Origin of the sequence: Brevundimonas sp. Root1279, from assembly GCF_001425945.1 — a bacterium.
Taxonomy (GTDB): Bacteria; Pseudomonadota; Alphaproteobacteria; order Caulobacterales; family Caulobacteraceae; genus Brevundimonas.
This window is the reverse complement of the sequence record NZ_LMEB01000001.1, coordinates 315,577-336,062: the sequence shown is the minus strand read 5'-3', so window position 1 is coordinate 336,062 and position 20,486 is coordinate 315,577. Positions and strand designations below refer to the sequence as shown.

21 protein-coding genes are annotated in these 20,486 nt (G+C 70.0%); 5 read left to right on the top strand and 16 right to left on the bottom strand.

Annotated elements, in window-relative coordinates; genetic code table 11:
* Positions 1 to 3: 3 nt before the first annotated feature.
* The 4 genes from ispG to ASC65_RS01615 form a co-directional block, all read right to left on the bottom strand.
* Positions 4 to 1,152 carry a flavodoxin-dependent (E)-4-hydroxy-3-methylbut-2-enyl-diphosphate synthase gene (ispG, locus tag ASC65_RS01630; protein ID WP_056449180.1) on the bottom strand — a complete coding sequence of 383 codons (1,149 nt, stop codon included), beginning with the start codon at positions 1,150 to 1,152 and terminating at the stop codon, positions 4 to 6.
* 57 nt (positions 1,153 to 1,209) lie between these two features.
* Positions 1,210 to 2,316 carry a helix-turn-helix domain-containing protein gene (locus ASC65_RS01625; protein ID WP_056448556.1) on the bottom strand — a complete coding sequence of 369 codons (1,107 nt, stop codon included), beginning with the start codon at positions 2,314 to 2,316 and terminating at the stop codon, positions 1,210 to 1,212.
* Between the two features lie 189 nt (positions 2,317 to 2,505).
* Positions 2,506 to 4,710 carry a phosphoenolpyruvate--protein phosphotransferase gene (ptsP, locus tag ASC65_RS01620; RefSeq protein WP_442854110.1) on the bottom strand — a complete coding sequence of 735 codons (2,205 nt, stop codon included), beginning with the start codon at positions 4,708 to 4,710 and terminating at the stop codon, positions 2,506 to 2,508.
* A gap of 112 nt (positions 4,711 to 4,822) precedes the next feature.
* The gene (locus tag ASC65_RS01615) at positions 4,823 to 6,097 is read right to left on the bottom strand and encodes an aspartate kinase (protein WP_056448550.1); all 1,275 of its coding nucleotides are present in this window, start codon (positions 6,095 to 6,097) and stop codon (positions 4,823 to 4,825) included.
* Positions 6,098 to 6,152: 55 nt separating this feature from the next.
* Here ASC65_RS01615 and ubiG point away from each other — a divergent pair, with 55 nt between their 5' ends.
* Positions 6,153 to 6,956, top strand: coding sequence for a bifunctional 2-polyprenyl-6-hydroxyphenol methylase/3-demethylubiquinol 3-O-methyltransferase UbiG (ubiG, locus tag ASC65_RS01610; RefSeq protein WP_082525823.1), 804 nt, complete (start codon positions 6,153 to 6,155; stop codon positions 6,954 to 6,956).
* 6 nt (positions 6,957 to 6,962) lie between these two features.
* Here the strand turns inward: ubiG and ASC65_RS01605 are convergent, their stop codons facing one another.
* Positions 6,963 to 7,520, bottom strand: a complete 558-nt coding sequence (locus ASC65_RS01605) for a lipocalin family protein (protein WP_056448548.1) — start codon at positions 7,518 to 7,520, stop codon at positions 6,963 to 6,965.
* A gap of 157 nt (positions 7,521 to 7,677) precedes the next feature.
* Between ASC65_RS01605 and ASC65_RS01600 the strand changes: the two genes are divergently transcribed.
* Positions 7,678 to 7,908 carry a hypothetical protein gene (locus ASC65_RS01600; protein ID WP_056448545.1) on the top strand — a complete coding sequence of 77 codons (231 nt, stop codon included), beginning with the start codon at positions 7,678 to 7,680 and terminating at the stop codon, positions 7,906 to 7,908.
* Here the strand turns inward: ASC65_RS01600 and ASC65_RS01595 are convergent.
* The 6 genes from ASC65_RS01595 to ASC65_RS01570 are packed head-to-tail and all read right to left on the bottom strand — an operon-like array spanning position 7,905 to position 11,237.
* The gene (locus ASC65_RS01595; protein WP_056448541.1) at positions 7,905 to 8,402 is read right to left on the bottom strand and encodes a GNAT family N-acetyltransferase; all 498 of its coding nucleotides are present in this window, start codon (positions 8,400 to 8,402) and stop codon (positions 7,905 to 7,907) included. The two genes, ASC65_RS01600 and ASC65_RS01595, sit on opposite strands and share 4 nt — an antisense overlap.
* A complete protein-coding gene (locus ASC65_RS01590; RefSeq protein ID WP_056448538.1) occupies positions 8,399 to 8,845 on the bottom strand; it encodes a DUF6265 family protein in 447 nt (148 codons plus the stop codon). Before ASC65_RS01590 ends, ASC65_RS01595 begins: the two co-directional genes overlap by 4 nt.
* A gap of 10 nt (positions 8,846 to 8,855) precedes the next feature.
* Positions 8,856 to 9,287, bottom strand: a complete 432-nt coding sequence (locus ASC65_RS01585) for a DUF1178 family protein (protein WP_056448534.1) — start codon at positions 9,285 to 9,287, stop codon at positions 8,856 to 8,858.
* On the bottom strand, positions 9,284 to 10,120 hold the full coding sequence (locus ASC65_RS01580) for a carbon-nitrogen hydrolase family protein (RefSeq protein WP_056448531.1): 837 nt from the start codon (positions 10,118 to 10,120) through the stop codon (positions 9,284 to 9,286). Before ASC65_RS01580 ends, ASC65_RS01585 begins: the two co-directional genes overlap by 4 nt.
* On the bottom strand, positions 10,120 to 10,377 hold the full coding sequence (gene grxC / locus ASC65_RS01575) for a glutaredoxin 3 (protein WP_056448528.1): 258 nt from the start codon (positions 10,375 to 10,377) through the stop codon (positions 10,120 to 10,122). The genes ASC65_RS01580 and grxC overlap by 1 nt, the downstream gene beginning before the upstream one ends.
* Before the next feature lie 53 nt (positions 10,378 to 10,430).
* Complete coding sequence (locus ASC65_RS01570) at positions 10,431 to 11,237, bottom strand: ComF family protein (protein WP_056448525.1); 807 nt, start codon at positions 11,235 to 11,237, stop codon at positions 10,431 to 10,433.
* Here ASC65_RS01570 and ASC65_RS01565 point away from each other — a divergent pair.
* Complete coding sequence (locus tag ASC65_RS01565) at positions 11,236 to 12,129, top strand: methyltransferase domain-containing protein (RefSeq protein ID WP_056448522.1); 894 nt, start codon at positions 11,236 to 11,238, stop codon at positions 12,127 to 12,129. The genes ASC65_RS01570 and ASC65_RS01565 overlap by 2 nt on opposite strands.
* A 3-nt stretch (positions 12,130 to 12,132) precedes the next feature.
* Here ASC65_RS01565 and ASC65_RS01560 read toward each other — a convergent pair whose 3' ends face one another.
* The 4 genes from ASC65_RS01560 to ASC65_RS01545 are packed head-to-tail and all read right to left on the bottom strand — an operon-like array spanning position 12,133 to position 15,133.
* Positions 12,133 to 12,321 carry a Flp family type IVb pilin gene (locus ASC65_RS01560; RefSeq protein ID WP_056448519.1) on the bottom strand — a complete coding sequence of 63 codons (189 nt, stop codon included), beginning with the start codon at positions 12,319 to 12,321 and terminating at the stop codon, positions 12,133 to 12,135.
* A gap of 18 nt (positions 12,322 to 12,339) precedes the next feature.
* On the bottom strand, positions 12,340 to 12,738 hold the full coding sequence (gene mutT, locus ASC65_RS01555; RefSeq protein ID WP_056449174.1) for an 8-oxo-dGTP diphosphatase MutT: 399 nt from the start codon (positions 12,736 to 12,738) through the stop codon (positions 12,340 to 12,342).
* Between the two features lie 20 nt (positions 12,739 to 12,758).
* Complete coding sequence (argJ, locus tag ASC65_RS01550) at positions 12,759 to 14,150, bottom strand: bifunctional glutamate N-acetyltransferase/amino-acid acetyltransferase ArgJ (RefSeq protein WP_056448516.1); 1,392 nt, start codon at positions 14,148 to 14,150, stop codon at positions 12,759 to 12,761.
* Positions 14,147 to 15,133 (bottom strand): peptidylprolyl isomerase, encoded by a 987-nt coding sequence (locus ASC65_RS01545; protein WP_056448513.1) that lies wholly within the window; start codon positions 15,131 to 15,133, stop codon positions 14,147 to 14,149. Before ASC65_RS01545 ends, argJ begins: the two co-directional genes overlap by 4 nt.
* A 242-nt stretch (positions 15,134 to 15,375) precedes the next feature.
* Here ASC65_RS01545 and secA point away from each other — a divergent pair, with 242 nt between their 5' ends.
* Positions 15,376 to 18,270: a preprotein translocase subunit SecA gene (gene secA / locus ASC65_RS01540; protein WP_056448509.1), complete on the top strand. Its 2,895-nt coding sequence runs from the start codon at positions 15,376 to 15,378 to the stop codon at positions 18,268 to 18,270.
* A 101-nt stretch (positions 18,271 to 18,371) separates the two neighbouring features.
* Complete coding sequence (locus ASC65_RS01535) at positions 18,372 to 19,538, top strand: aminotransferase class V-fold PLP-dependent enzyme (RefSeq protein ID WP_056448506.1); 1,167 nt, start codon at positions 18,372 to 18,374, stop codon at positions 19,536 to 19,538.
* Between the two features lie 58 nt (positions 19,539 to 19,596).
* Here the strand turns inward: ASC65_RS01535 and ASC65_RS01530 are convergent, their stop codons facing one another.
* Positions 19,597 to 20,466 (bottom strand): hypothetical protein, encoded by an 870-nt coding sequence (locus ASC65_RS01530; protein WP_056448504.1) that lies wholly within the window; start codon positions 20,464 to 20,466, stop codon positions 19,597 to 19,599.
* Positions 20,467 to 20,486: the final 20 nt, after the last annotated feature.

Here is a 20,486-nt window from a genome sequence, read left to right as displayed (position 1 = left end):
TCCTCACTCCGCGGCGGCGAGCGCTCCCTTGTCGGCGGCGCGGGCGGCGTCCAGTTCGGCGGCCTTGCGTTCGACCTGCTGGACGATCTCGTCGATCATGCCGTCGTTGGCCTGTTTGTGGGCGATCTTGCCGTTCAGATAGACCATGCCCGCACCCTTGCCGCCGCCGGTGAAACCGACGTCGGTGTAGAGCGCCTCGCCCGGGCCGTTGACCACGCAGCCGATGATCGAGAGCGACATCGGCGTCGTCACGTGGGCCAGCTTCTCCTCGAGGATGCCGACCGTCTCGATGACGTTGAAGCCCTGCCGCGCGCACGACGGACAGGCGATGATGTTCACGCCGCGGTGGCGCAGGCCGAGCGACTTGAGGATGTCGAAGCCGACCTTGATCTCCTCGACCGGGTCGGCGGCCAGGGAGACGCGGATGGTGTCGCCGATGCCGGCCCACAGCATGGAGCCCATGCCGATGGCGGACTTGATGGTCCCGGTGCGCAGCGGCCCGGCCTCGGTGACGCCGAGGTGCAGCGGGCAGTCGATGGCTTCGGCCAGCTGCTGGTAGGCGGCGACGGTCAGGAACGGGTCGGACGCCTTCACCGAGATCTTGAACTCGTGGAAGTCGTGGTCCTGCAGGATGCGGGCGTGATTGAGCGCGCTCTCGACCATGGCGTCGGGACAGGGCTCGCCGTATTTCTCGAGCAGCTCCTTCTCGAGCGAGCCGGCGTTGACGCCGATCCGCATCGAGCAGCCGTGATCCTTGGCGGCCTGGATGACTTCGCGGACCCGATCGGCCGAGCCGATGTTGCCCGGGTTGATGCGCAGGCAGGCGGCGCCGGCCTGGGCCGCCTCGATGCCGCGCTTGTAGTGGAAGTGGATGTCCGCAACGAGCGGGACCTTGGCCTCGCGGGCGATGGTCTTGAAGGCGGCGGTCGAGTCCTCGTCCGGGCACGAGACGCGGACGATATCGGCCCCGGCCTCCTCCAGACGGCGGATCTGGTCGATGGTGGCCCCGGCGTCAGACGTCGGGGTGTTGGTCATCGACTGGACCGTGATCGGGGCGTCGCCGCCCACGGCGACGTTCCCGACCATGATCTGGCGGCTCTTGCGGCGCTCAATGTGGCGCCACGGGCGGACGTGGGTGTGGTCAAGGCTCATGCTGGAGCCAACATAGGCCTTCGATTGCGGCATGGCCACGACACGCAGGGTCGCGGATCAGCCGCCAGTGACGGCCGGGGTCGGAGTCACAGGGACCGCGGCGACCGCCGGTTGCAGCTGCGCCTGGGCCTGCTGAGCCTGGGCCTGAACCGCTGCGGCGCGGGCGGCGACCTCGGCTGCGTTCGTCCGGGCCTGGGTCTGGGCGCGGCTGTTGAGCTGGGCCAGGGGCGTCAGCTGCGCCTGCAGCGGTCCGCCGTGCTCGCCGTTCAGATAGACGTCGAAGGCGGTCACGTCCTGCACATCCACCGTCGCCGAGACGCCGAGCGGCGCGCGCCAGGCGTCGCCGGCGGCCAGTTGGCGGGCGAACAGCACGCGGCCGTCCGCCATGCGCACGATCAGATAGGCGGACTTCTTGGCCTGCAGCACGACCTGCGAGGCGTTGGCCGGCGAGCCGTAGATGGCCCCGCGCGGATTGAAGGCCTTCTGGACCGGGGCGGCGGCCGCAGCAGCGGCGGCGAGCGCCTCGGGCGAGGTCGGGTCGATGCCGGTCAGCTCGGTCTCGAGGCCGGGGGTGATGTACAGGGCCGGGATGGTCTGGTCCGGCGGCGCGGGGTGCGGCGCGGCCAGGCGGATGACCTGCTCCTGGCCCGGCACGGCGCCGAGGGTCCAGCTCTCCGGCACGGCGGCGAGGTCCGAGGGTTGCGGCGCGCGCATCAGGCTGACGCGCTGGAAGACGTTCCAGCCGACCACGGCGACGATCAGGGCGACGCCGACGGCGATCAGGCGGGGCGAGTAGCGCTTCACCTCCTCGAAGGCGACGCCCACCGGCGGCTGAAGCGGCACCGAGGGGTCCGGGCTCTCGCGCTTGAAACGCTCGACGGCCAGTTGCTCATCGAGGCCCAGGGCCGAGGCGTAGGCGCGCACATAGCCGATCGAGAAGACGCGGTTGGGCAGGACCGAGAAATCGTTCTGCTCCAGGGCGGTCAGGTAGCGGGCCGGGACGCGGGTGATGCTGGCGAGCTCGGCGAGGGAACGGCCGGACTGGTCCCGGGCGACGCGCAGGCCGTCACCGAGCGTCGCCGCGTCAGTGACCGAAGGAGTCACGTCCTTCCAGTCGGAATGCACCCGATACTCTTCGGAGCCTCGCCCCGTATCCAGCGCCATGACGCTCGACCCCACGCTTGCCGGCGAGAGACTCGCGCCGACGGTACTCAGACGGGGACCCTGTATCATATCGGGATGGCCTTGAAGGCCCGACCCCGCAGACCCCCCGGGTTCACCTTGTGGATAACTCATAAGAGCTGACCGATCAACGATTTGTTAGCCACGAAAGGCCCGAAGGGCCGGCGTGGGTCAGATCGTGACGTTCAATTTCCGGGCCAGACTTTCGAGTTCGCCGCGGATCGATCCTGCGGAGGAGCCGAGCAGGTTCGCCATGCCGCGGCGGGCGGCGGGCAGATCGGCGGACAGGATCATGCGCTTGACCGGTCCGACGCCGCCGGCCGGGGCCGACAGCCGGGTGTAGCCGAGGGTCAGAAGGGCGAAGGCTTCGAGCGGCCGGCCGGCCAGTTCGCCGCAGACCGAAACCGGGGTGCCGGTGTCGGCGCATTTCTTCTGGATCTCGGCCAGGGCGCGCAGGGCGGGGGGCGACAGCGGGTCGTAGCGATCGGAGACCAGCGGGTTCGTGCGGTCGGCGGCGAACATGTACTGGAACAGGTCGTTGGTGCCGATCGAGACGAAGTCGGTCAGGGGCAGCAGGGCGTCGAGGTGCCACAGCAGGCTGGGGCATTCGATCATCGCCCCGACGCGCAGCAGGGCCGGCAGGGCGCGGCCGCGGCGGCGGGCCCAGGCGATCTCGACGTCGACCAGTTCGCGGGCGGCGCGGAACTCGTCGACGGTGGCGATCATCGGGAACATGACGCGCAGCTCACGCCCGGCGGCGGCGGTCAGCAGGGCGCGCAGCTGCAGGCGCAGCAGGCCGGGCCGGTCGAGGCCGAGGCGGATGGCGCGACGGCCAAGCGCCGGGTTCTCCTCCCGCTCGGTCTCCAGGTAGGGCAGCACCTTGTCGCCGCCGATGTCGAGGGTGCGGAAGGTGACAGGCCGGTCGCCGGCGGTGTCGAGCACCAGCTTGTAGAGGGCGGTCTGGGCGTCGAGGCGCGGCAGCTCCTCGGAGACCATGAACTGGAACTCGGTGCGGAACAGGCCGATGCCCTCGGCGCCGGTGGCGTCGAGGTTCTCCAGGTCGACGGCGAGGCCGCCGTTGGTCAGGACGGTGATGCGGGTGCCGTCCTGGGTGACGGCAGGCACGTCGCGAAGGCGGGTGAACTCCTTCTGCCGCTCGCTGCGGACCTCGATGCGCGACTGCACGGCCGCCAGCATGTCGGGGCGCGGACGCAGGAAGGCCTCGCCGGTCTCGCCGTCGACGATGACCAGATCGCCCTCGGACAGGCGGTCGCGCAGGCCCATGAGGCGGCCGACGCAGGGGATCTGCAGGGCGCGGGCGACGATGGCCGCGTGGCTGGCCGCCGAGCCTTCCTCGAGCAGCAGGCCGCGGATCTTGTGGCGCGGATATTCGAGCAGGTCAGCCGGGCCGAGGTTGCGCGCCACGAGAATGGCGTCGTCGGGCATCTCCCGCTCGCCCGGGCGGTCGCCGGCCAGGACGCGCAGCAGGCGGTTGGCCAGGTCCTCGAAGTCGTGCAGCCGCTCGCGGATGTAGGGATCGCGAGCCTTGGCGAAGCGGGCGCGGTGTTCGTTGCGGACCCGGTCGACCGCGGCCTCGGCGGTCAGGCCGGTGCGCACCGCCTCCTCCAGCGACCGGTTCCAGCCCCGGTCGTCGGCGAACATGCGGTAGGTTTCGAGCACTTCGAAGGACGGGCCCGACAGGCCGCCCATGCCGCCTTCGAGCATGGAGTCGATGTTGGCCTTCAGCCCGATCAGGGCCTCGCGCAGACGGATCTCCTCGACCTGCTGGTTCTCGGCGAGGAGGTTCTCGGGCGGGACCGGGGCCTCGTGCAGGACGACGTGGCCGTAGGCGAGCCCTTCAGCGAAGCGCTGGCCCTTGAGGCGTTCGGGCCGGTGCGGCGCGACCTCGATGTCGCGCAGCTCTTCCTGGGCCAGCAGTTCGCCCGAGGCGACGGTCTCGGCCAGGACCATGGCGATGGTCTGGATGTCCTCGATCTCGTCCTCGTCGTAGCGCCGCTCGGAGCGGTTCTGGACGACGAGCACGCCGATGGCCCGGCCGCCGCGCAGCAGGGGGGCGCCGAGGAAGGCGTGGTACGGATCTTCGCCGGTTTCCGGGCGGTAGGCGAAGCTGGGGTGCGAAGGCGCGTCCGACAGGCTGATCGGTTCGGCCGAGCGGGCCACCTCGCCGACCAGGCCCTCGCCGGGGCGCAGGCGGGTGTTGTGCACGGCCTCGGGCTTCAGGCCCTGGGTGGCGAACAGCTCCAGCTCGCCCGACGCGCGGCGCAGATAGATGGAGCAAACCTCGGCGACCATCGACTGGGCGATGATGCGCACGACGGTGTCGAGCCGGTCCTGGGGCGGCGCGGCCCCCGCCATAGCCTCGCGGATCTGGCGAAGGAGGTTCCGCGGCCCCCTCGTCGTCAATCCGCCAACCGGCATGGCCCCTCCCGTCTCGAGCGCCCCAGATGGGCGCCGCAAAGCTTAATTCCTAGACCGCTTCCAATCCGTAAGCCGAATGAAGCGCACGAACGGCCAGTTCCGCATAGGCCGCATCGATCAGCACGCTGATCTTGATCTCCGACGTGGAGATGGCCTGGAACTTCACGCCCTTGTCGGCCAGCGCCTTGAACATGGTCTGTGCGACGCCCGCATGACTGCGCATGCCCACGCCGACGACCGAGACCTTGGCCACGTCCTCGTCGACGCGCAGCTCCTCGAAGCCGATCTCGGCTTGCGCGGCGCGCATCAGCTCGGCGGCGCGCTGGGCGTCGCGGCGGCCGGTCGTGAAGGTCAGGTTGACCGCGCCCTCGGTGCGGGCCTGGCTCTGGACGATCATGTCGACGTTGACGTTGGCGTCAGCCAGCCGGGTGAAGACGTCGGCGGGGGCCTCGACCCGGTCGGACAGGCCCAGCAGGGTGATGCGGGCCTCGTCACGGCTCATGGTCACGCCGGATACGATGCGTTTTTCCACGATTTCCTCCTCGTCGCAGATCAGGGTGCCGGACTTGGCGGGCAGCACGCCGTTCTCGTCGGGTTCGATGAAGCTGGACAGGACCCGGACCGGGACCTGTTTCGCCATGGCCAGTTCGACCGAGCGGGTCTGCAGCACCTTGGCGCCCAGGGAGGCCATCTCCAGCATCTCCTCGTAGGAGACCTTTTCGAGGCGGCGGGCGCGCTGCTCGATGCGCGGGTCGGTGGTGTAGACGCCGTCGACGTCGGTGTAGATGTCGCAGGGACAGCCCAGGGCCGCAGCCACCGCCACCGCCGAAGTGTCCGAGCCTCCGCGGCCCAGGGTGGTGATGCGGCCGTCGCGGGTGACGCCCTGGAAGCCGGGGACGACGGCGATCTCGCCCGCATCGATGGCGGCCCCGAGCACGTCGCCCGGCACGTCGTCGATGCGGGCCCGGCCGTGGGCGTCGTCGGTGATGATCGGGATCTGCCAGCCCATCCAGCTGCGCGCGTTCAGGCCCATGTTGCGCAGGGTCAGGGCCAGCAGGCCCGAGGTCACCTGCTCGCCCGAGGCGACGACGACGTCGTATTCGTCGTCGGACATCTCGATGCCCTGGCCGGGGCGGCCGGCGCCGTCGGTCCACGCCACCAGCTCATTGGTCTTGCCGGCCATGGCCGAGACGACCACGGTGACCTTCTTGCCCGAGGCGGCCTCGGCGGCGACGATCCGGGCGGCGCGGCGAATGCGCTCCAGGTCGGCCATTGAGGTGCCGCCGAACTTCATCACCAGTCTGGCTGGGTCGGGCCGCGTCATCGTGCCGTGAAGCTCCGTCTTGCAAGGAGGACCGTCCGGGTTCATCCCTCGGCCCATGGTCGCTTCTAACGACACCGTATCGGCGCGGGAACCCCAATCCGCGGGGGAATTCAACGATCAGGCGGCGGGGCCGTCGATCGATCCTGCAGACGTGGCCCGCTTCTCGGCCCAGGCGGCCGAATGGTGGGACGCCAAGGGCCCTTTCGCGCCCCTGCATCGGTTCAATCCGGCCCGGCTGGCCTTCGTCCGCGACCGGGCGGCGGAGCGCTTCGCCCGCGACCCGAAGACCCGCGAACCCTTCGCCGGCCTGACCCTGATCGACATCGGCTGCGGCGGCGGGCTGATCGCCGAGCCGATGCGGCGCATGGGCTTCCAGGTCACGGCGGTCGACGCCTCCAGCGAGAACATCGGCACCGCCCGCGCCCACGCCGAGCAGCAGGGCCTGGACATCGCCTATCGCGCGGCCACCGTCGAGCAGATGGAAGCCTCGGGGGCCGGGCCATTCGACGTGGTGCTGACTATGGAGGTCATTGAGCACGTCGCCGACCCCGAAGCCTTCATCCGCGCCTGCTCGCGGCTGGTGAAGCCCGGCGGGATGATGATCGTCGCCACCCTGAACCGCACGCTCAAGGCCCTGGCCCTGGGCAAGGTCGCGGCCGAGTACGTGCTGCGCTGGGTGCCTGCGGGGACCCACGACTGGCGCCAGTTCCTCAAGCCGGACGAGATCCGGGCGATGCTGTCCCAGGAGCCGCTGACGGTCACCGGACCCTACGGCCTGGCCTACAATCCGCTGGCCGACCGCTGGAGCGAGAGCGCCGACGCGGACATCAACTACATGATGATCGCGACCCGGGACTGATCAGCCTCAGCCGGCGTGTCGCGTCGGCCGGACCAGGTCGAGGTCGTAGCCGAGGTCGCGCGCGCGATCGAGCATGACGCGACGCATCTCGGGAGAGGGCTCGGCCGTCCGGCTGAGCAGCCACAGGTACCGCCCGGAAGGCTCGCCCACGATCGACCAGGAATAGTCGTCCGCGCGGTCGAGCACCCAATAGTCGCCGACGAAGAAGGGGCCGAAGAAGCTGACCTTCAGCTTGGCTCCGTCGCTGCCCGCAACCACCTTGGCGCGGCCCTCGGAGACCTTTTCCGGGCCGTCCGGGCCGCCCTGGCGACAGCTGTTGACCACGCTGACCAGGCCGTCCTCGCGGCGGGCGTAGCGCGCGGTGACGCCTTCGCAGCCGCGCTCGAAGCCGTTCTCGTACCGGCCGATCTCGTACCAGAGGCCGACGTAGCGATCGAGATCGACCGCCTTCGCAGGCTGGGGAACGGCGGCGTTGCCGACCGGTCCGCGTTGCAGGGTGGCGCATGCGCCGAGGGCGAGAGCCGCACCGCCGAGGAGGAGTATGAGGGAGAGACGTTTGGTCATGGGCGCAGCAGCGCGTGGCGAGGCGCAGGGTTCCCGTCCCCCGGGCTGCGTCTTACGCTCAAGCTGAACAGGCGTTCAGCGACCTTGCGTCGATGTAACGGGACAGCCGAGCTTGGCGGTGGGAGATAACGCCATCCCCCCGAACCGGAGCTGTTCCATGAATCGCCTTCTGATCCTCGCCGCCGTGGCCGCCGCCGCCCTGTCGACCTCGGCCTGCATCACCGTCATCGACGCCGACGGCCATGACCACGTCGGCTGGAGCGGCCAGAACGCCCAGCCCTTCGACGACGCCCGCGAAGGCTGCCGCAACAGCACCGGCCGCAACGAACACAGCGACGCCTTCGCCGCCTGCATGGCCGGCAAGGGCTGGACCCGCGACGCCGACTAGAGTTCGCGCACCATGTAGCGCGCGTCGGGGCCATAGCTGGCGAGCTTCGCGGCCATCCCCGACGCGTCGCTGACCGCGAAGCCGTGCCGCTCCCAGAAGGGGGCGGCGTCGTTGACGGCGACCAGGGCGACGGCCGGCCAGCCGGCGGCGCCGGCCTCGACGGCCAGCTGTTCGACGATCGGGCGGGACCAGCCGCCGCCGCGCACGTCCGGATGCAGGGCCAGGTCGTGCAGGTAGAAGACGTCCGCCTCGGCGGGCAGGGCCTCGATCAGGGTGTTGAGCGCCGGGGCGCTCCCGAAGGTCCACGGATAGGCGACGAGGTAACCCTTCACGCCCCCCTCCCCGGCCAAAACGAAACAGCCGGACGGATTGAGCGCGAGCCGGTTCTCGAAACAGTCGCGCCCCTCGAAATGATCCGGGAAGCCGACCGCGGCGACCGCGGCCACGCCGTCGAGGTCCGCCTCGGTCATCGGTCGCCAGGCCAGGGTGCTCATGCCGGGCAGCGGGCGTTGAGCTCGGCCCGGCGGTAGCGCCACTCCATCGCCTGCGGCTGGCCGTCGATCTGGCCGTCGATGCGGGCGTTCAGAACGTCGCCTTCCAGGCGGTAGCTGACGCGCTGCGGGAAGTCGTGCTCCGGATTGACGAAGACGACATGGTCCGACCCGACCTCGGCCGCGGCGAAGATCGTCGCCGGCCCGCCCGACGGCTGGGCGAAATAGGCGACGCCGCCCTCGTGCGGGGCGATGCGGAACAGTTCAAAGCTGGAGCGGCCGCGGGACAGGGTCACGCCATGGCCGACCATCAGGTCGCCGCGCGGGTCGCTCCACGTTTCGGACACCTCGCGACCGTCCTCACAGCTGAGCCAGTAGCCGGACATCCAGGACAGGTCGGCCACCGTCGGATCCAGCGCGAGGGCGGCGAGCAGGGCGGGCGACATCGGTCTGGCCTCAGTTGAGCTTAGCGGGGTCCGGCGGGAGCGACGGCAGGGGCGCGCAGGGCACCCCGTCGTCGCGCAGCTTCTTCACCTCGGCGGGGCTGGCCTCGCCGTAGATTTCGCGCTTCTCCGAGCGGCCCTCGTGGATGTCGCGGGCCTCGCGCGCGAAGGCGTCGCCGACGTAGTCGAAATTCTGCTCGACGTGGGCGCGGACCTCGCGGACCGCCTGGGTCATCATGGTGCGCAGCTGGGTCGCGTCCGGCGCGGCGGCGCTCTTCTTCGTCCCCGCGACCGCCGGGGCCATGATCTGCTTGCTGATCGTCGTGGAGCCGCACTCCGGGCATTCCACCAGCCCGCGCGCGGCCTGGTCGTCGTAGTCGGCCGAGGCCCCGAACCAGGCTTCGAAGCCATGGCCGTGCTCGCACTGGAGGGCGTAGCGGATCATGACGGAAGGGCGAAGGCCCGGTCGTGGGTCAACTGAGGCACCGCGCTGCGGGCCTTTTCGACCGCCTCCAGATCAAGCTCGGCGTACAGGACGCCGGGCTCGTCATGGTCGAGCTTGGCGATGACCTCGCCCCACGGAGCCACCACCGTCGAGCGACCCCAGGTCCTGCGGCCGTCCTCGTGCGTCCCGGCCTGGGCCGGGGCGAGGATATAGGCGCCGGTCTCGATGGCCCGGGCGCGCAGCAGCGTCTCCCAGTGGGCCTCGCCGGTCGGGACGGTGAAGGCGGCCGGCACGGCGATCATGGCGGCCCCGGCCTTGGCCAGGGCGCGATGCAGCTGCGGGAAGCGGATGTCGTAGCAGATGGTCAGACCGAGCTTGCCCCAAGGGGTGTCGGCGACCACGGCGCCGTCGCCGGGCCGCACCGCAGCGCTCTCGCGCCAGCGCTCGCCGGTCGGCAGGTCGACGTCATAGACGTGCAGCTTGTCGTAGGTGGCGACCACCTCGCCCTGATCGTCGACCAGGATGGAGCGGTTGGCGGCGCGCTCGTCGCCCTCGTGACCCGAGCGGACGATGGCCGAGCCGATCAGCAACCAGACGCCCAGCTCCCTCGCCAACGCCCGCAGGCCGATGACGGTCGCATCGCGGTCGGCCTCCGCCAGGACGGCGTCGCGGGCGGCGCGATCCTGGATCAGGAAATTGGTGGCCTCAGGCGTCAGGATCAGCTTCGCCCCGCCGGCCGCGGCCTGGCGGACCAGCGGTTCGACGTGGGCGAGGCCCGCCGCCGGCGAAGCCGGGGTGCGGGTCTGGATCAGGGCGATGGGGAGGTTCGACATCAGGCCTCGAGCAATGGGTCCAGGCCGCCCCGGGCGTCAAGCGCGTGCAGGTCGTCGGAGCCGCCAATGTGCTTTCCGTCGATGAAGATCTGCGGGAAGGTCATCCGCCCGCCGGACTTCTGGATCATCTCCTGCTTCAGGGTCGGATCGGCCGAGGCTACGATCTCAGTGTACTCGACGCCCTTGCGATCGAGCAGGTCCTTGGCGGCGTAGCAGTAGCCGCAGCCCGGCTTGGTGTAGATGACGACGTCGGCCAACAAATATCTCCAAATCAACTGGGCCTCGGGCGCGCAGTCCCGGGGCGTAGACATCATTTAGTCAGTTCGCGCGCACTTCGCACCCGGGCGACGACGGCCAGGTCCACGGCGCGGGCGCCGGCCTCGACCAGGGCGCGGGCGCAGGCCTCGGCGGTGGCGCCCGTGGTCAACACGTCGTCGACCAGAAGGATGCGCCGGCCCTTGATGCGGCGACGGCCCGCCTCGGTGACGGCGAAGGCCTTCCTGACGTTCAGGCGCCGCCCCCGCGCCGACTTGCCGCCCTGGGTGGCGGTATGGGTCTGGCGGACCAGGGCGTCGGGAATGAAGTCGAGGCCGGCGTCGCGGGCCAGCGGCCGGGCGACCTCGGCCGCCTGGTTGAAGCGGCGCGCCAGCAGGCGGAAGCGGTGCAGCGGCACCGGTACGACGCAGTCGGCCTCGGCCAGCAGGGGCGCGGCGGCGCGGCTGACCCAGCGGGCGAACAGCGGGGCGAACGGCTGATGGTCGCCATGCTTGAATTTGAGGATCAGGCCGCGCGAGGCCTCGTCGTAGACACAGGCGGCGCGGGCTCGATCGAAGGCGTAGGGCTGGGCCATGCAGGCCGGACAGCGGGCGTCGGCAAAGGCCCCGCCCTCGACCGCGAACGGCGCGCCGCAGCCGTCGCAGACCGGATCCTCGAGAAAGACGATGCGGCTCCAGGCGTCCGGCGTCAGCCCGGCTGAAGCGGTCGCTTCGGCGCTGTCGTGAGCCAGAGGCGGAAGCAGCAGGTCGGCCGCGCCTCGCCCGACGGCGCGCAGGGCGTGCGCCAGATGCGCGCCGCCCGCTTCCAATCGCGCACGCCAGGCCCCATCCTGAACGCCCATGCCCCCCTCCTCCGGTCCCCCCGAGATCTTCGACGCCCGCCGCCGCGCCGCCAAGCTGGCCCGCGGCGAGACCGCCTTCGCGGCCTCTGACTTTCTGCACGTCCGAGCCGCCGACAATGCGGTGAACAGCCTGGAAGTCATCCTGCGCGACTTTCCAGACGTCGTCGACCTGTCGGCGCGGCCGGGGCCGTTCGCGCGCCTGATGGCCGAGAGCGACGCGGCGCAGCGGGTCGGAGCAGCGAAGGTGGTCGGAGACGCCGCGGCCCGGGCCGCGCCGGGGGCGACGCCGCTGGACCTGCCGGACCAGTCGCAGGACCTGATCGTCTCGCTGATGAGCCTGCACTGGGCCAACGACCTGCCCGGCGCCCTGGCCCAGATCCGGCGGGCGCTGAAGCCGGACGGGCTGTTCATCGGGACCCTGCTGGGGGCCGGGACGCTGAAGGAGCTGCGCCAGGTCCTGACCGAGGCCGAGCTGGAGGTGCGCGGCGGGGCCCAGGCGCGGGTGTCGCCGTTCGCCGACGGTTTCGACGGCGCCGCCCTGCTGCAGCGGGCCGGTTTCGCCCTGCCGGTGTCCGATGTCGACCGGGTGACGGTGCGCTATCGCGATCTCTACGCCCTGATCACCGACCTGAGGGGCATGGGCGAGACCAATGCGCTGGCGGGCGGCATACGGCCGCTGACGCGCGGCCTGCTCGCCCGCGCCGCCGAACTCTACGCCGAGCGCTTCAGCGAGCCCGACGGGCGGCTGCAGGCGACCTTCGAAATCGTCCACCTGGCGGGCTGGGCCCCGCACGAGCGCCAGCAGAAGCCGCTGCCGCGCGGTTCGGCCAAGGTGCGCCTGGCGGACGCCCTGGGGGTCAAGGAATGGACCGGGACCGAAGACCCGGGCTGAAGCCTAGCTCAGGGCGCCGGTGATGGCCGCGGAGATGGCGTTCATGGCGTCGTTGAAAACGCCGGTGCCGTTCTCGGCGAAGGCGCTCAGCGCCGCCAGCATGACCACGAAGACCAAGCCGACGATCAGGCCGTACTCGATGGCCGTGGCGCCGCTTTCGTCGGACAGGACCCGGGACGCCAGATCGCGCATGGCCCCCTCCTTCGGCGGCTAGAGCAGGTCGCGCAGCCAGGCGACCAGAGGTTCGTCGGCCGGGGGCATGGGGTAGTCGGCCAATTGGTTGGGCCGCACCCATTTCAGCGCCGAATGCTCGTGCGCCTGCACCACCCCTGACCAGCGGCGGCAGAGGTAGAGTGGCATCAACAGGTGAAATGAATCGTAAGCGTGGCTCGCAAAAACGAACGGAGCCAGGCACGCCTCGTTCACATCGATGCCCAGCTCTTCCTTCAGCTCGCGGATGAGGGCCTGTTCGGGCCGCTCGCCGGGATCGACCTTGCCGCCCGGAAACTCCCACAGGCCGGCCAGCTGCTTGCCCTCGGGCCGCTGGGCGATGAGCACGCGGCCGTCGGCGTCGATCAGGGCGACGGCGACGACGAGGACGGTCTTCAGATCGGCCTTTGAGGTCTCGCTCACGAGCGGTAGTCGCCGTTGATCTCGACGTAGCGCTTGGTCAGGTCGCAGGTCCAGACGGTGGCCGAGGCGCGACCGGAGCCGACGTCGACGGTGATGTCGATCTCCGGGTTCTTCATATAGGCGCTCATCTTGGCCTCGTCGTAGGTCGGCGACGGGGCGCCGTCGATGGCGGCGACGTGAGGACCGAACTTGATCATCAGCCGGTCGCGGTCGACGGCCTCCTCGGTCTTGCCGACAGCCATGACGACGCGACCCCAGTTGGCGTCCTCGCCGGCCAGGGCGGTCTTGACCAGGGGACTGTCTGCGATCGACTTGGCCAGCTTGCGGGCCGAGGCCGGGCTGGCGGCGCCGTCGACCTGGACGCGCAAGAATTTGGTCGCCCCCTCGCCGTCGCGGACCAGCTGGTGGGCGAGGTCGAGCATGACCTTGTCCAGGGCGGCCGAGAAATCCTTCAGGCGACGGTCGCCGACCCGGCCGATGCGCGGCGCGCCCGAGGCCCCGGTGGCGAACAGCAGGGCGGTGTCATTGGTCGAGGTGTCGCCGTCGACCGTGACGCTGTTGAAGGTGGTGCGCACGTGCAGGCCCAGCAGGGCGCGCAGCACGTTCGGATGGATGTCCGCGTCGGTGACGATGAAGGCCAGCATGGTGGCCATGTCCGGGGCGATCATGCCCGAACCCTTGGCGATGCCGGCGATGCGCACCGTGTGCCCGTCGATCTCGCACTCGGCGTAGGACCCCTTGGGGAAGGTGTCCGTGGTCATGATGCCCTGGCCGGCCTTGGCCCAGGCGTCGGCGTCCAGGCCCGCCTCGATGTCGGACAGGCGGGCGGCGATCTTGCGGTCGTCCAGCACCACGCCGATCACCCCGGTCGAGGCCAGCATGACGTCGCGCTGGCGGCAGCCGAAGCGCTTGGCCACCTCGGAGGCGGTGCGTCGGGCGGCGTCGGCCCCGGCCTTGCCGGTGAAGGCGTTGGCGCAGCCGGCGTTGACCACCAGGGCGCGGACGTCCGAGCCGCCGCCCTCGGCGTCGAGGTGTCGCTTGCACCAGTCGACCGGCGCGGAGCCGACCTTGTGGCGGGTGAAGACCCCGGCGCAGGTCGTGCCGCGGGCGAAGCTGAACACCACCAGGTCGTCGCGCTCGTGCTTGTAGAAGCCGGCCCGCGCGGTGGCGATCTCGACCCCGCCGATCGGCGGAATGGTCGGGAAGGGCACGGCGAGCGGCGAAATCTGCAGGCCGGGCTTGCCGGGCGCGGCGGCCGGGGCGGCCGGGGCGGCGGTCTTGGCGGGCGCGGTGGCGCGCTTGAGGGCGGTGGTCAGCGGGTCGAGGGCCTTCTCGAGGGCCTGCTCGAGCTTCTGGCCCTTGCCGCGGTTCTGGTTCGGAGGGGTCATTGGGATTTCGCCGGGGCAGGGGTCGCCGGGGCAGGCGTCGCTGGGGCGGCCGGCGCGGGAGCGGCGGCGGCTTTCGTTGCGGCGGCGGGCCGCGGCGCCGAGGCCGGTTCGCGGGTCGCGGCGTCGCCGTTCAGCAGCACCTCCACCTCGGCCTTGCCGCGCAGTTGCTCGAGCAGTTGGCGCACGCCTTCATAGGTCAGGTAGCGGACGATCTGGGGACGGGCCTGTTCAAGCGTCGGCGGCGTCTCCTTGCGGCGATCCTCGATGCGCAGAACAGCCCAGCCGCCCTCGGTCTGGAACGGGCCGACGGTGGAGCCGGCCGGCCGATCGCGCATGGCGTCGGCGTAGGCCTGGGGCAGGACGTCGAGGGTGGCGTAGCCGAGATCGCCGCCGGAGAAGCGGGTGGCCTCATCGATCGAACGCTGCTGGGCCACCGCCTCGAAGGCGGCGCCCTGGGCGAGCAGGCCGACGACGGCGTCGGCCTCGGCGCGGGTGCGCGACAGGATCAGGCGGCTGCGGATCTCCTCGGAGGTCTCGGCCAGCTTGACCTGTTCGCGGTAGATGGTCTCGACGGCGCGGTCGGAAATGGTGCCATTGACGACGGTTTCGACCAGCATGTCGCCGAGAATGCGTTCGCGAGTGGCCTCGAGACGGCGCTTGGCGAGCGGAGAGTTGTCGAGGCCGCGGCGTTCGGCCTCGCGGGCCAGCAGCTTCTGGTCGATCACTTCATCGAGCACGCGGCGGAAAAGGTCGGAGGTCGGATCGAGCGGCTCGCCCTCGCCGACCAGTCCCTGCGCCACGGCCTCGCGCTTGACGTCGGAGGCCCAGATGGTCTCGTCCTGAACCTTGGCCACGGCGCGATCGCCCGGTTCGGGGGCCTTTTCGCCGCCGCCGCCCTGACCGCAGGCGGCCAGGGCCAGGGTCGCCGCGAGCACCAGCGGGAACAGGCTACGGGCCAGAGTCCGGGGCAGGATGAGGCTCATTTCGTGCGCGCTCCGTCACGGGCGGGAAAGGCCCTCGCGTTGACAGGGATAAGGGCGGTGCTTAAGTCCCGCCTGCGCCCAAGTCGAGGGGTTTTCGATCGTTCGCGCGGCCCTCGCGCGCGCCTTGTGACAGGCGCACCGGGCCGCCGTCGCCGAGGCCTCGCACAGCGCCCCTTCGCCACCGCTCCTTCGGGACCGTTCCAGTACCAGAGCCCCCGCGCTCACCCGCCTTCGGATCATTCATGCTCGGCATCGCCAAGAAGATTTTCGGCTCCTCCAACGACCGCAAGGTCAAGGACTTCATGGGCCGGGTTCAGAAGATCAACGCGCTGGAGGCCAAGTACGCCGCGCTGTCCGACGACGAGCTGCGCATGATGACGGACACGTTCCGGGATCGCCTCGCCGCCGGCGAGACCCAGGACAAGATCCTCAACGACGCCTTCGCCGTCGCCCGCGAAGCCTCGAAGCGGGTGCTGGGCCAGCGCCAGTACGACGTGCAGCTGACCGGCGGCATGATCCTGAACGAGGGCGGCATCGCCGAGATGCGCACCGGCGAGGGCAAGACCCTGGTCGCCATCGCGCCTGCCTATCTGAACGCCCTGTCGGGCAAGGGCGTGCACGTCATCACCGTGAACGACTACCTGGCCCGCCGCGACGCCGAGTGGATGGGTCGCGTCTATCGCTTCCTCGGCCTGGAGGTCGGCGTGATCGTCAACGGCCTGTCGCAGGGCCAGCGTCAGGCGGCCTACGCGGCCGACATCACCTACGGCACCAACAACGAATTCGGCTTCGACTACCTGCGCGACAACCTGGTCTATGACCGCAAGGAGATGGTGCAGCGTCCGCACCACTTCGCCATCGTCGACGAAGTCGACTCCATCCTGATCGACGAGGCGCGCACGCCGCTGATCATCTCGGGCCCGACCGAGGACCGCTCGGATCTGTATGTGACGGTCGACGCGATCATCAAGGACCTGATCCAGGAGAAGTCGACCTTCGACCTCGACGAAAAGCAGCGCCAGGCCCTGCTGACCGAGGAAGGCTCCGAAAAGATCGAGGAGATCATGGAGTCCCGCGGCCTGTTCGCCGCCGACACCACCGGCCTGTACGACGCCGCCAACATCAGCCTGGTGCACCACATCAACCAGGCCCTGCGCGCCAACACCCTGTACCAGAAGGACAAGGACTACATCATCAAGGCCGGCGAGGTGATGCTCATCGATGAGTTCACCGGCCGCATGATGACCGGGCGCCGCCTGTCGGAAGGCCTGCACCAGGCCATCGAGGCCAAGGAAGGCGTCAAGATCCAGCCCGAGAACCAGACCCTGGCCTCGGTGACCATCCAGAACTACTTCCGCCTCTACGAGAAGCTCTCGGGCATGACCGGCACGGCCGCGACCGAGGCCCAGGAGTTCATGGACATCTACAAGATGGATGTCCTGGAGGTGCCGACCCACCGTCCGATCAAGCGGATCGACCACGACGACGAAATCTTCCGCACCGAAGCCGAGAAGAACCAGGCCATCGCCGCCCTGATCGCCGACTGCCACGTGCGCGGCCAGCCGATCCTGGTCGGCACCGTGTCGATCGAGAAGTCCGAAGTCCTGTCGGAGCTGCTCAAGACCTTCGAATACGAGGTCACCCTCAAGACCCTGAAGCCGCAGCACGCCCACCTGCTGACCGAGGCGGCCAGCGACGACCAGAAGGTCCGCGTCGCCGCCAAGAAGGCCTATCAGGCGCTGAAGGACGAGGACTTCGAGCTGGACGTCCGCAAGGGCAAGGGCATCCCGCACAGCGTGCTGAACGCCCGCCAGCACGAACAGGAAGCCTATATCGTCGCCGACGCCGGCCTGCCGGGCGTGGTGACCATCGCCACGAACATGGCCGGCCGCGGCACGGACATCCAGCTTGGCGGCAACCTGGAAATGCGCCTGCAGAAGTGGCGTCAGGAGCTGCGCAACCTGGCGCAGGAAATCACCCCTGAGATGGAAGCGGCCGAGGAAGCCCGCCTGAAGGCCGACATCGCGGTCCAGAAAGAGAAGTCGCTGGCCGCCGGCGGCCTGTTCGTGCTCGGCACCGAGCGCCACGAGAGCCGCCGCATCGACAACCAGCTGCGCGGCCGGACCGGTCGTCAGGGCGACCCGGGCACGTCGAAATTCTTCCTGTCCTGCGAGGACGACCTGCTGCGCATCTTCGCCGGCGACCGCCTGGACGCCATCATGCGCAATTTCGGCGTGGCCGAGGGCGAGGCCATCAGCCACCCGTGGCTGAACCGCGCCGTCGAAACCGCCCAGAAGCGCGTCGAGACCCGCAATTACGACATCCGCAAGAACCTGCTGAAGTACGACGACGTCGTGAACGACCAGCGCAAGGCCGTGTTCGAGCAGCGCCAGGAGTTCATGGACTCCACCGACCTGTCGGAGCTGGTCAGCGAATTCCGCAACGACGTCATCGCCGACTTCGTCGAGCGCTACATGCCGCCGAAGGCCTACGCCGAGCAGTGGGACATCGAGGGCCTGGATGAGAAGGTCCGCTCGACCCTCGGTCTGGAGCTGCCGCTGGCCGAGTGGGCCGCGGAGGAAGGCGTCTCGAACGAGGAAGTCGAGGAGCGTATCGTCCAGGCCGCCGACGCCCGCGTCGCCGAGCGCGAAGCCCTGATCGGCGCCGACCAGACCCGTCACCTCGAGCGGCAGTTCCTGCTGCAGATGATCGACCTGAACTGGCGCGAGCACCTGGTCCACCTGGACCACCTGCGCGGGGTCATCGGCCTGCGCGGCTACGGCCAGCGCGATCCGCTGAACGAGTACAAGACCGAGGCCTTCAACCTCTTCGAGACGCTGCTGCACGACCTCCGTCACAACGTCACCCGCTGGCTGATGACGGTGGAGTTCCGCTTCGAGACCCCGCCGCCGATGGAGATGCCGGAATTCCAGGAAATCCACCTGAATCCGGGCACCGGCGAAAATGAAATGGCCAACCCGCTGGCCCAGCTGCCGGAAGGCCAGCTGCAGGGCGAAGACCGCGCCCGCCTGCCCGTCGACGCCCTGCCGGTCGGCTGGGAGCGCACCCCCCGCAACGCCGACTGCCCGTGCGGTTCGGGCCGCAAGTTCAAGCACTGTCACGGCGCCCTGGTCTGATTTCTCCCCGAGCCGTGGGCGACCCCCGGTCGCTCACGGCTTGAGCCGACGCCCGCGGGTCGCTATCGAACCTGTGGGGACGGAAACTGGGGAGACGACGTATGCCCGCTCGCAAGGACCTCTTCTCCCGCGCCCTCTCGCTGGATCCGGAGCGGCTGCATTTCGCGGCCCACAGCCACCACCTCTGGCCTGACGCCTCCTTCGACGCCCAGGTGCGGGCCTGGGTCGAGGCCAACCGCTTCGCCGACCGGAAGTGGGACCTGGTCTTCGGCGACGTGATCCCGGAGGCCCAGGCGCATGTGGCGCGCGAGCTGCGCCTGCCCACCCTCGACACCGTCGTCTTCGCGCCGAACACCCACGACTTCCTGCTGCGCATCTTCTCGGGCGTGGAGCGCAAGCCGGCCCGCATCCTGTCGACCGACGGCGAGTTCCACTCCTTCCGCCGCCAGGGCGAACGCTGGGAGGAGGCCGGCGAGGCCATCGTCACCCGCGTGCCCCTGCACCCGTTCGGGACCTTCGATGAACGCTTCCTAGAGGCGGCGCGCAGCGGCGACTACGACCTGATCGTCATCAGCCACGTCTTCTTCAAGACCGGCCAGGTGTTCGGCCGCCTCAAGGAGCTGGCGGATCTCTCCAAGCCCGCGGGACCGTGGGTGGTGATCGACGGCTACCACGGCTTCATGGCCATTCCGACCGACCTGTCGGCGATCGCGGACAAGGTCTTCTACGTCACCGGCGGCTACAAATACGCGATGACCGGCGAGGGGGCGAGCATGCTGCACGCACCCGACGGCTTCTGCCCGCGGCCGGTGATCACCGGCTGGTTCGCCGAATTCGGCAATCTGCAGGGGCCGCCCGAGGGCGTTCGCTACCGCGGCGACGCCGGCCGATTCTGGGGCGCCACCTTCGACCCGTCGCCGCTCTACCGCTTCAACGCCGTGCGCCGTCTGCTGGACCAGGTCGGCCTGACGACCGCCGACATCGCGGCCCATTCGAACGCCCTGGCGCGGCGCTTACAGGAGGCGGTCGCGTCCGGCTCTGCGGGGCGGCTGTCCGAAGCCGAACTGATCAATCCGGTGTCGGGCGACGGCGACCGGGCGCGCTTCCTGGCCTTCCGCCACCCGGAGGCCCAGGCGTGGCGCAAGCGCCTGCTGGAGGATAATGTCGTCACCGACGTGCGCGACGACACGATCCGCTTCGGCTTCGGTCTGTATCAGGACGAGGGCGATCTGGCCCGACTGATCACGGCCTGTCGGCGCGCGCTCTAGCCGCCAGCGAGCGGCTGGAGGCGCGCCGACGCCGGCCTCCGTCCCTCACCCCACGCGATCAGAAGAAGGTCGACTCGGCCTGCTGGCTGGCGACGGGCGCCTTGCGCGGCGTCGGAGCGCGACCGGCCTGCGGCTGGGCCGGGGCGGCGCCCTCGGCCGTCGACGGGTCCGCCGGGGTCTCGGCCGGCGGGATCGTCGGCAGGTTCGGATACGGCAGGCTCTGGGTCTCGGCGTTCGGCTCCGGGGCCAGAGGCGTGGCGTCGACCGGAGCGTTGTCGATGCGGTCAGGCGCGCCCAGATCGTCGCGCACGAAGGCCCAGGACCGGTTGTCGGAGCAGGCGCAGGCCTTCATGAAGCCCTCGCGGTCGCGCCAGATGATCAGCGGATAGCGGACCTGCAGGCCGGCGCCGTTGAGGTTGTCGCTGAGGTCCTGGGCGAAGCTTCGGCCGACGTCGACGACGGCGCGACGCGCCAGGCTGTCATCGGCGCTGGGGATGCCGGCGGCGGTCCAGTTGCGCGGCGGGGTGGCGGTCCACCGCTGATAGAGGGTCCAATCGCGGGTCAGCCACAACTCGGCCACGGTGGCGCGTTCGGCCGCCGTCGATTGGGTCAGGCCCTCGCGGTCAGGGCGAGCGAAGACGACGACCCGCACCTCGACCCCGGCGGCGCGCAGCTTGGGCGCCTCCTCGCGCTCGTAGCGCTGCATGGCCGGGCTGTCGCGATAGCCGATGATGTAGAGCGGCTCGCCGCCGCCGCCGTCCGAGAGCCACGAGGATTCATCCAGCAGCTTCTGGATGGCGGCCTGGTTCTGGGCCACGGTGATCGGCTGGAAGCGGGCGTAGAAGTGCTGATAGGCCCAGAAACCGCCGATGGCGACGGCCAGGCCGAGCACGGCCGCCAGGGCAGACCAGATGAAAAAACGACGCATTCGGCAGGGCGCTCCAGCTT

Excerpts from the sequence above, each read along its gene's own strand:
- ptsP (WP_442854110.1), bottom strand. The coding sequence starts at position 4,710 with ATGGCGGGGGCCGCGCCGCCCCAGGACCGGCTCGACACCGTCGTGCGC.
- ASC65_RS01565 (WP_056448522.1), top strand. The coding sequence starts at position 11,236 with ATGCCCCCCTCCTCCGGTCCCCCCGAGATCTTCGACGCCCGCCGCCGC.
- ASC65_RS01535 (WP_056448506.1), top strand. The coding sequence starts at position 18,372 with ATGCCCGCTCGCAAGGACCTCTTCTCCCGCGCCCTCTCGCTGGATCCG.
- ASC65_RS01600 (WP_056448545.1), top strand. The coding sequence starts at position 7,678 with ATGAATCGCCTTCTGATCCTCGCCGCCGTGGCCGCCGCCGCCCTGTCG.
- ubiG (WP_082525823.1), top strand. The coding sequence starts at position 6,153 with ATGGTCGCTTCTAACGACACCGTATCGGCGCGGGAACCCCAATCCGCG.
- ASC65_RS01625 (WP_056448556.1), bottom strand. The coding sequence starts at position 2,316 with ATGGCGCTGGATACGGGGCGAGGCTCCGAAGAGTATCGGGTGCATTCC.
- ASC65_RS01545 (WP_056448513.1), bottom strand. The coding sequence starts at position 15,133 with ATGAGCCTCATCCTGCCCCGGACTCTGGCCCGTAGCCTGTTCCCGCTG.
- secA (WP_056448509.1), top strand. The coding sequence starts at position 15,376 with ATGCTCGGCATCGCCAAGAAGATTTTCGGCTCCTCCAACGACCGCAAG.
- ASC65_RS01570 (WP_056448525.1), bottom strand. The coding sequence starts at position 11,237 with ATGGGCGTTCAGGATGGGGCCTGGCGTGCGCGATTGGAAGCGGGCGGC.
- ASC65_RS01560 (WP_056448519.1), bottom strand. The coding sequence starts at position 12,321 with ATGCGCGATCTGGCGTCCCGGGTCCTGTCCGACGAAAGCGGCGCCACG.
- ASC65_RS01530 (WP_056448504.1), bottom strand. The coding sequence starts at position 20,466 with ATGCGTCGTTTTTTCATCTGGTCTGCCCTGGCGGCCGTGCTCGGCCTG.
- ASC65_RS01585 (WP_056448534.1), bottom strand. The coding sequence starts at position 9,287 with ATGATCCGCTACGCCCTCCAGTGCGAGCACGGCCATGGCTTCGAAGCC.
- ASC65_RS01605 (WP_056448548.1), bottom strand. The coding sequence starts at position 7,520 with ATGACCAAACGTCTCTCCCTCATACTCCTCCTCGGCGGTGCGGCTCTC.
- ASC65_RS01615 (WP_056448550.1), bottom strand. The coding sequence starts at position 6,097 with ATGACGCGGCCCGACCCAGCCAGACTGGTGATGAAGTTCGGCGGCACC.
- argJ (WP_056448516.1), bottom strand. The coding sequence starts at position 14,150 with ATGACCCCTCCGAACCAGAACCGCGGCAAGGGCCAGAAGCTCGAGCAG.
- ASC65_RS01590 (WP_056448538.1), bottom strand. The coding sequence starts at position 8,845 with ATGTCGCCCGCCCTGCTCGCCGCCCTCGCGCTGGATCCGACGGTGGCC.
- ASC65_RS01595 (WP_056448541.1), bottom strand. The coding sequence starts at position 8,402 with ATGAGCACCCTGGCCTGGCGACCGATGACCGAGGCGGACCTCGACGGC.
- ispG (WP_056449180.1), bottom strand. The coding sequence starts at position 1,152 with ATGAGCCTTGACCACACCCACGTCCGCCCGTGGCGCCACATTGAGCGC.
- ASC65_RS01580 (WP_056448531.1), bottom strand. The coding sequence starts at position 10,120 with ATGTCGAACCTCCCCATCGCCCTGATCCAGACCCGCACCCCGGCTTCG.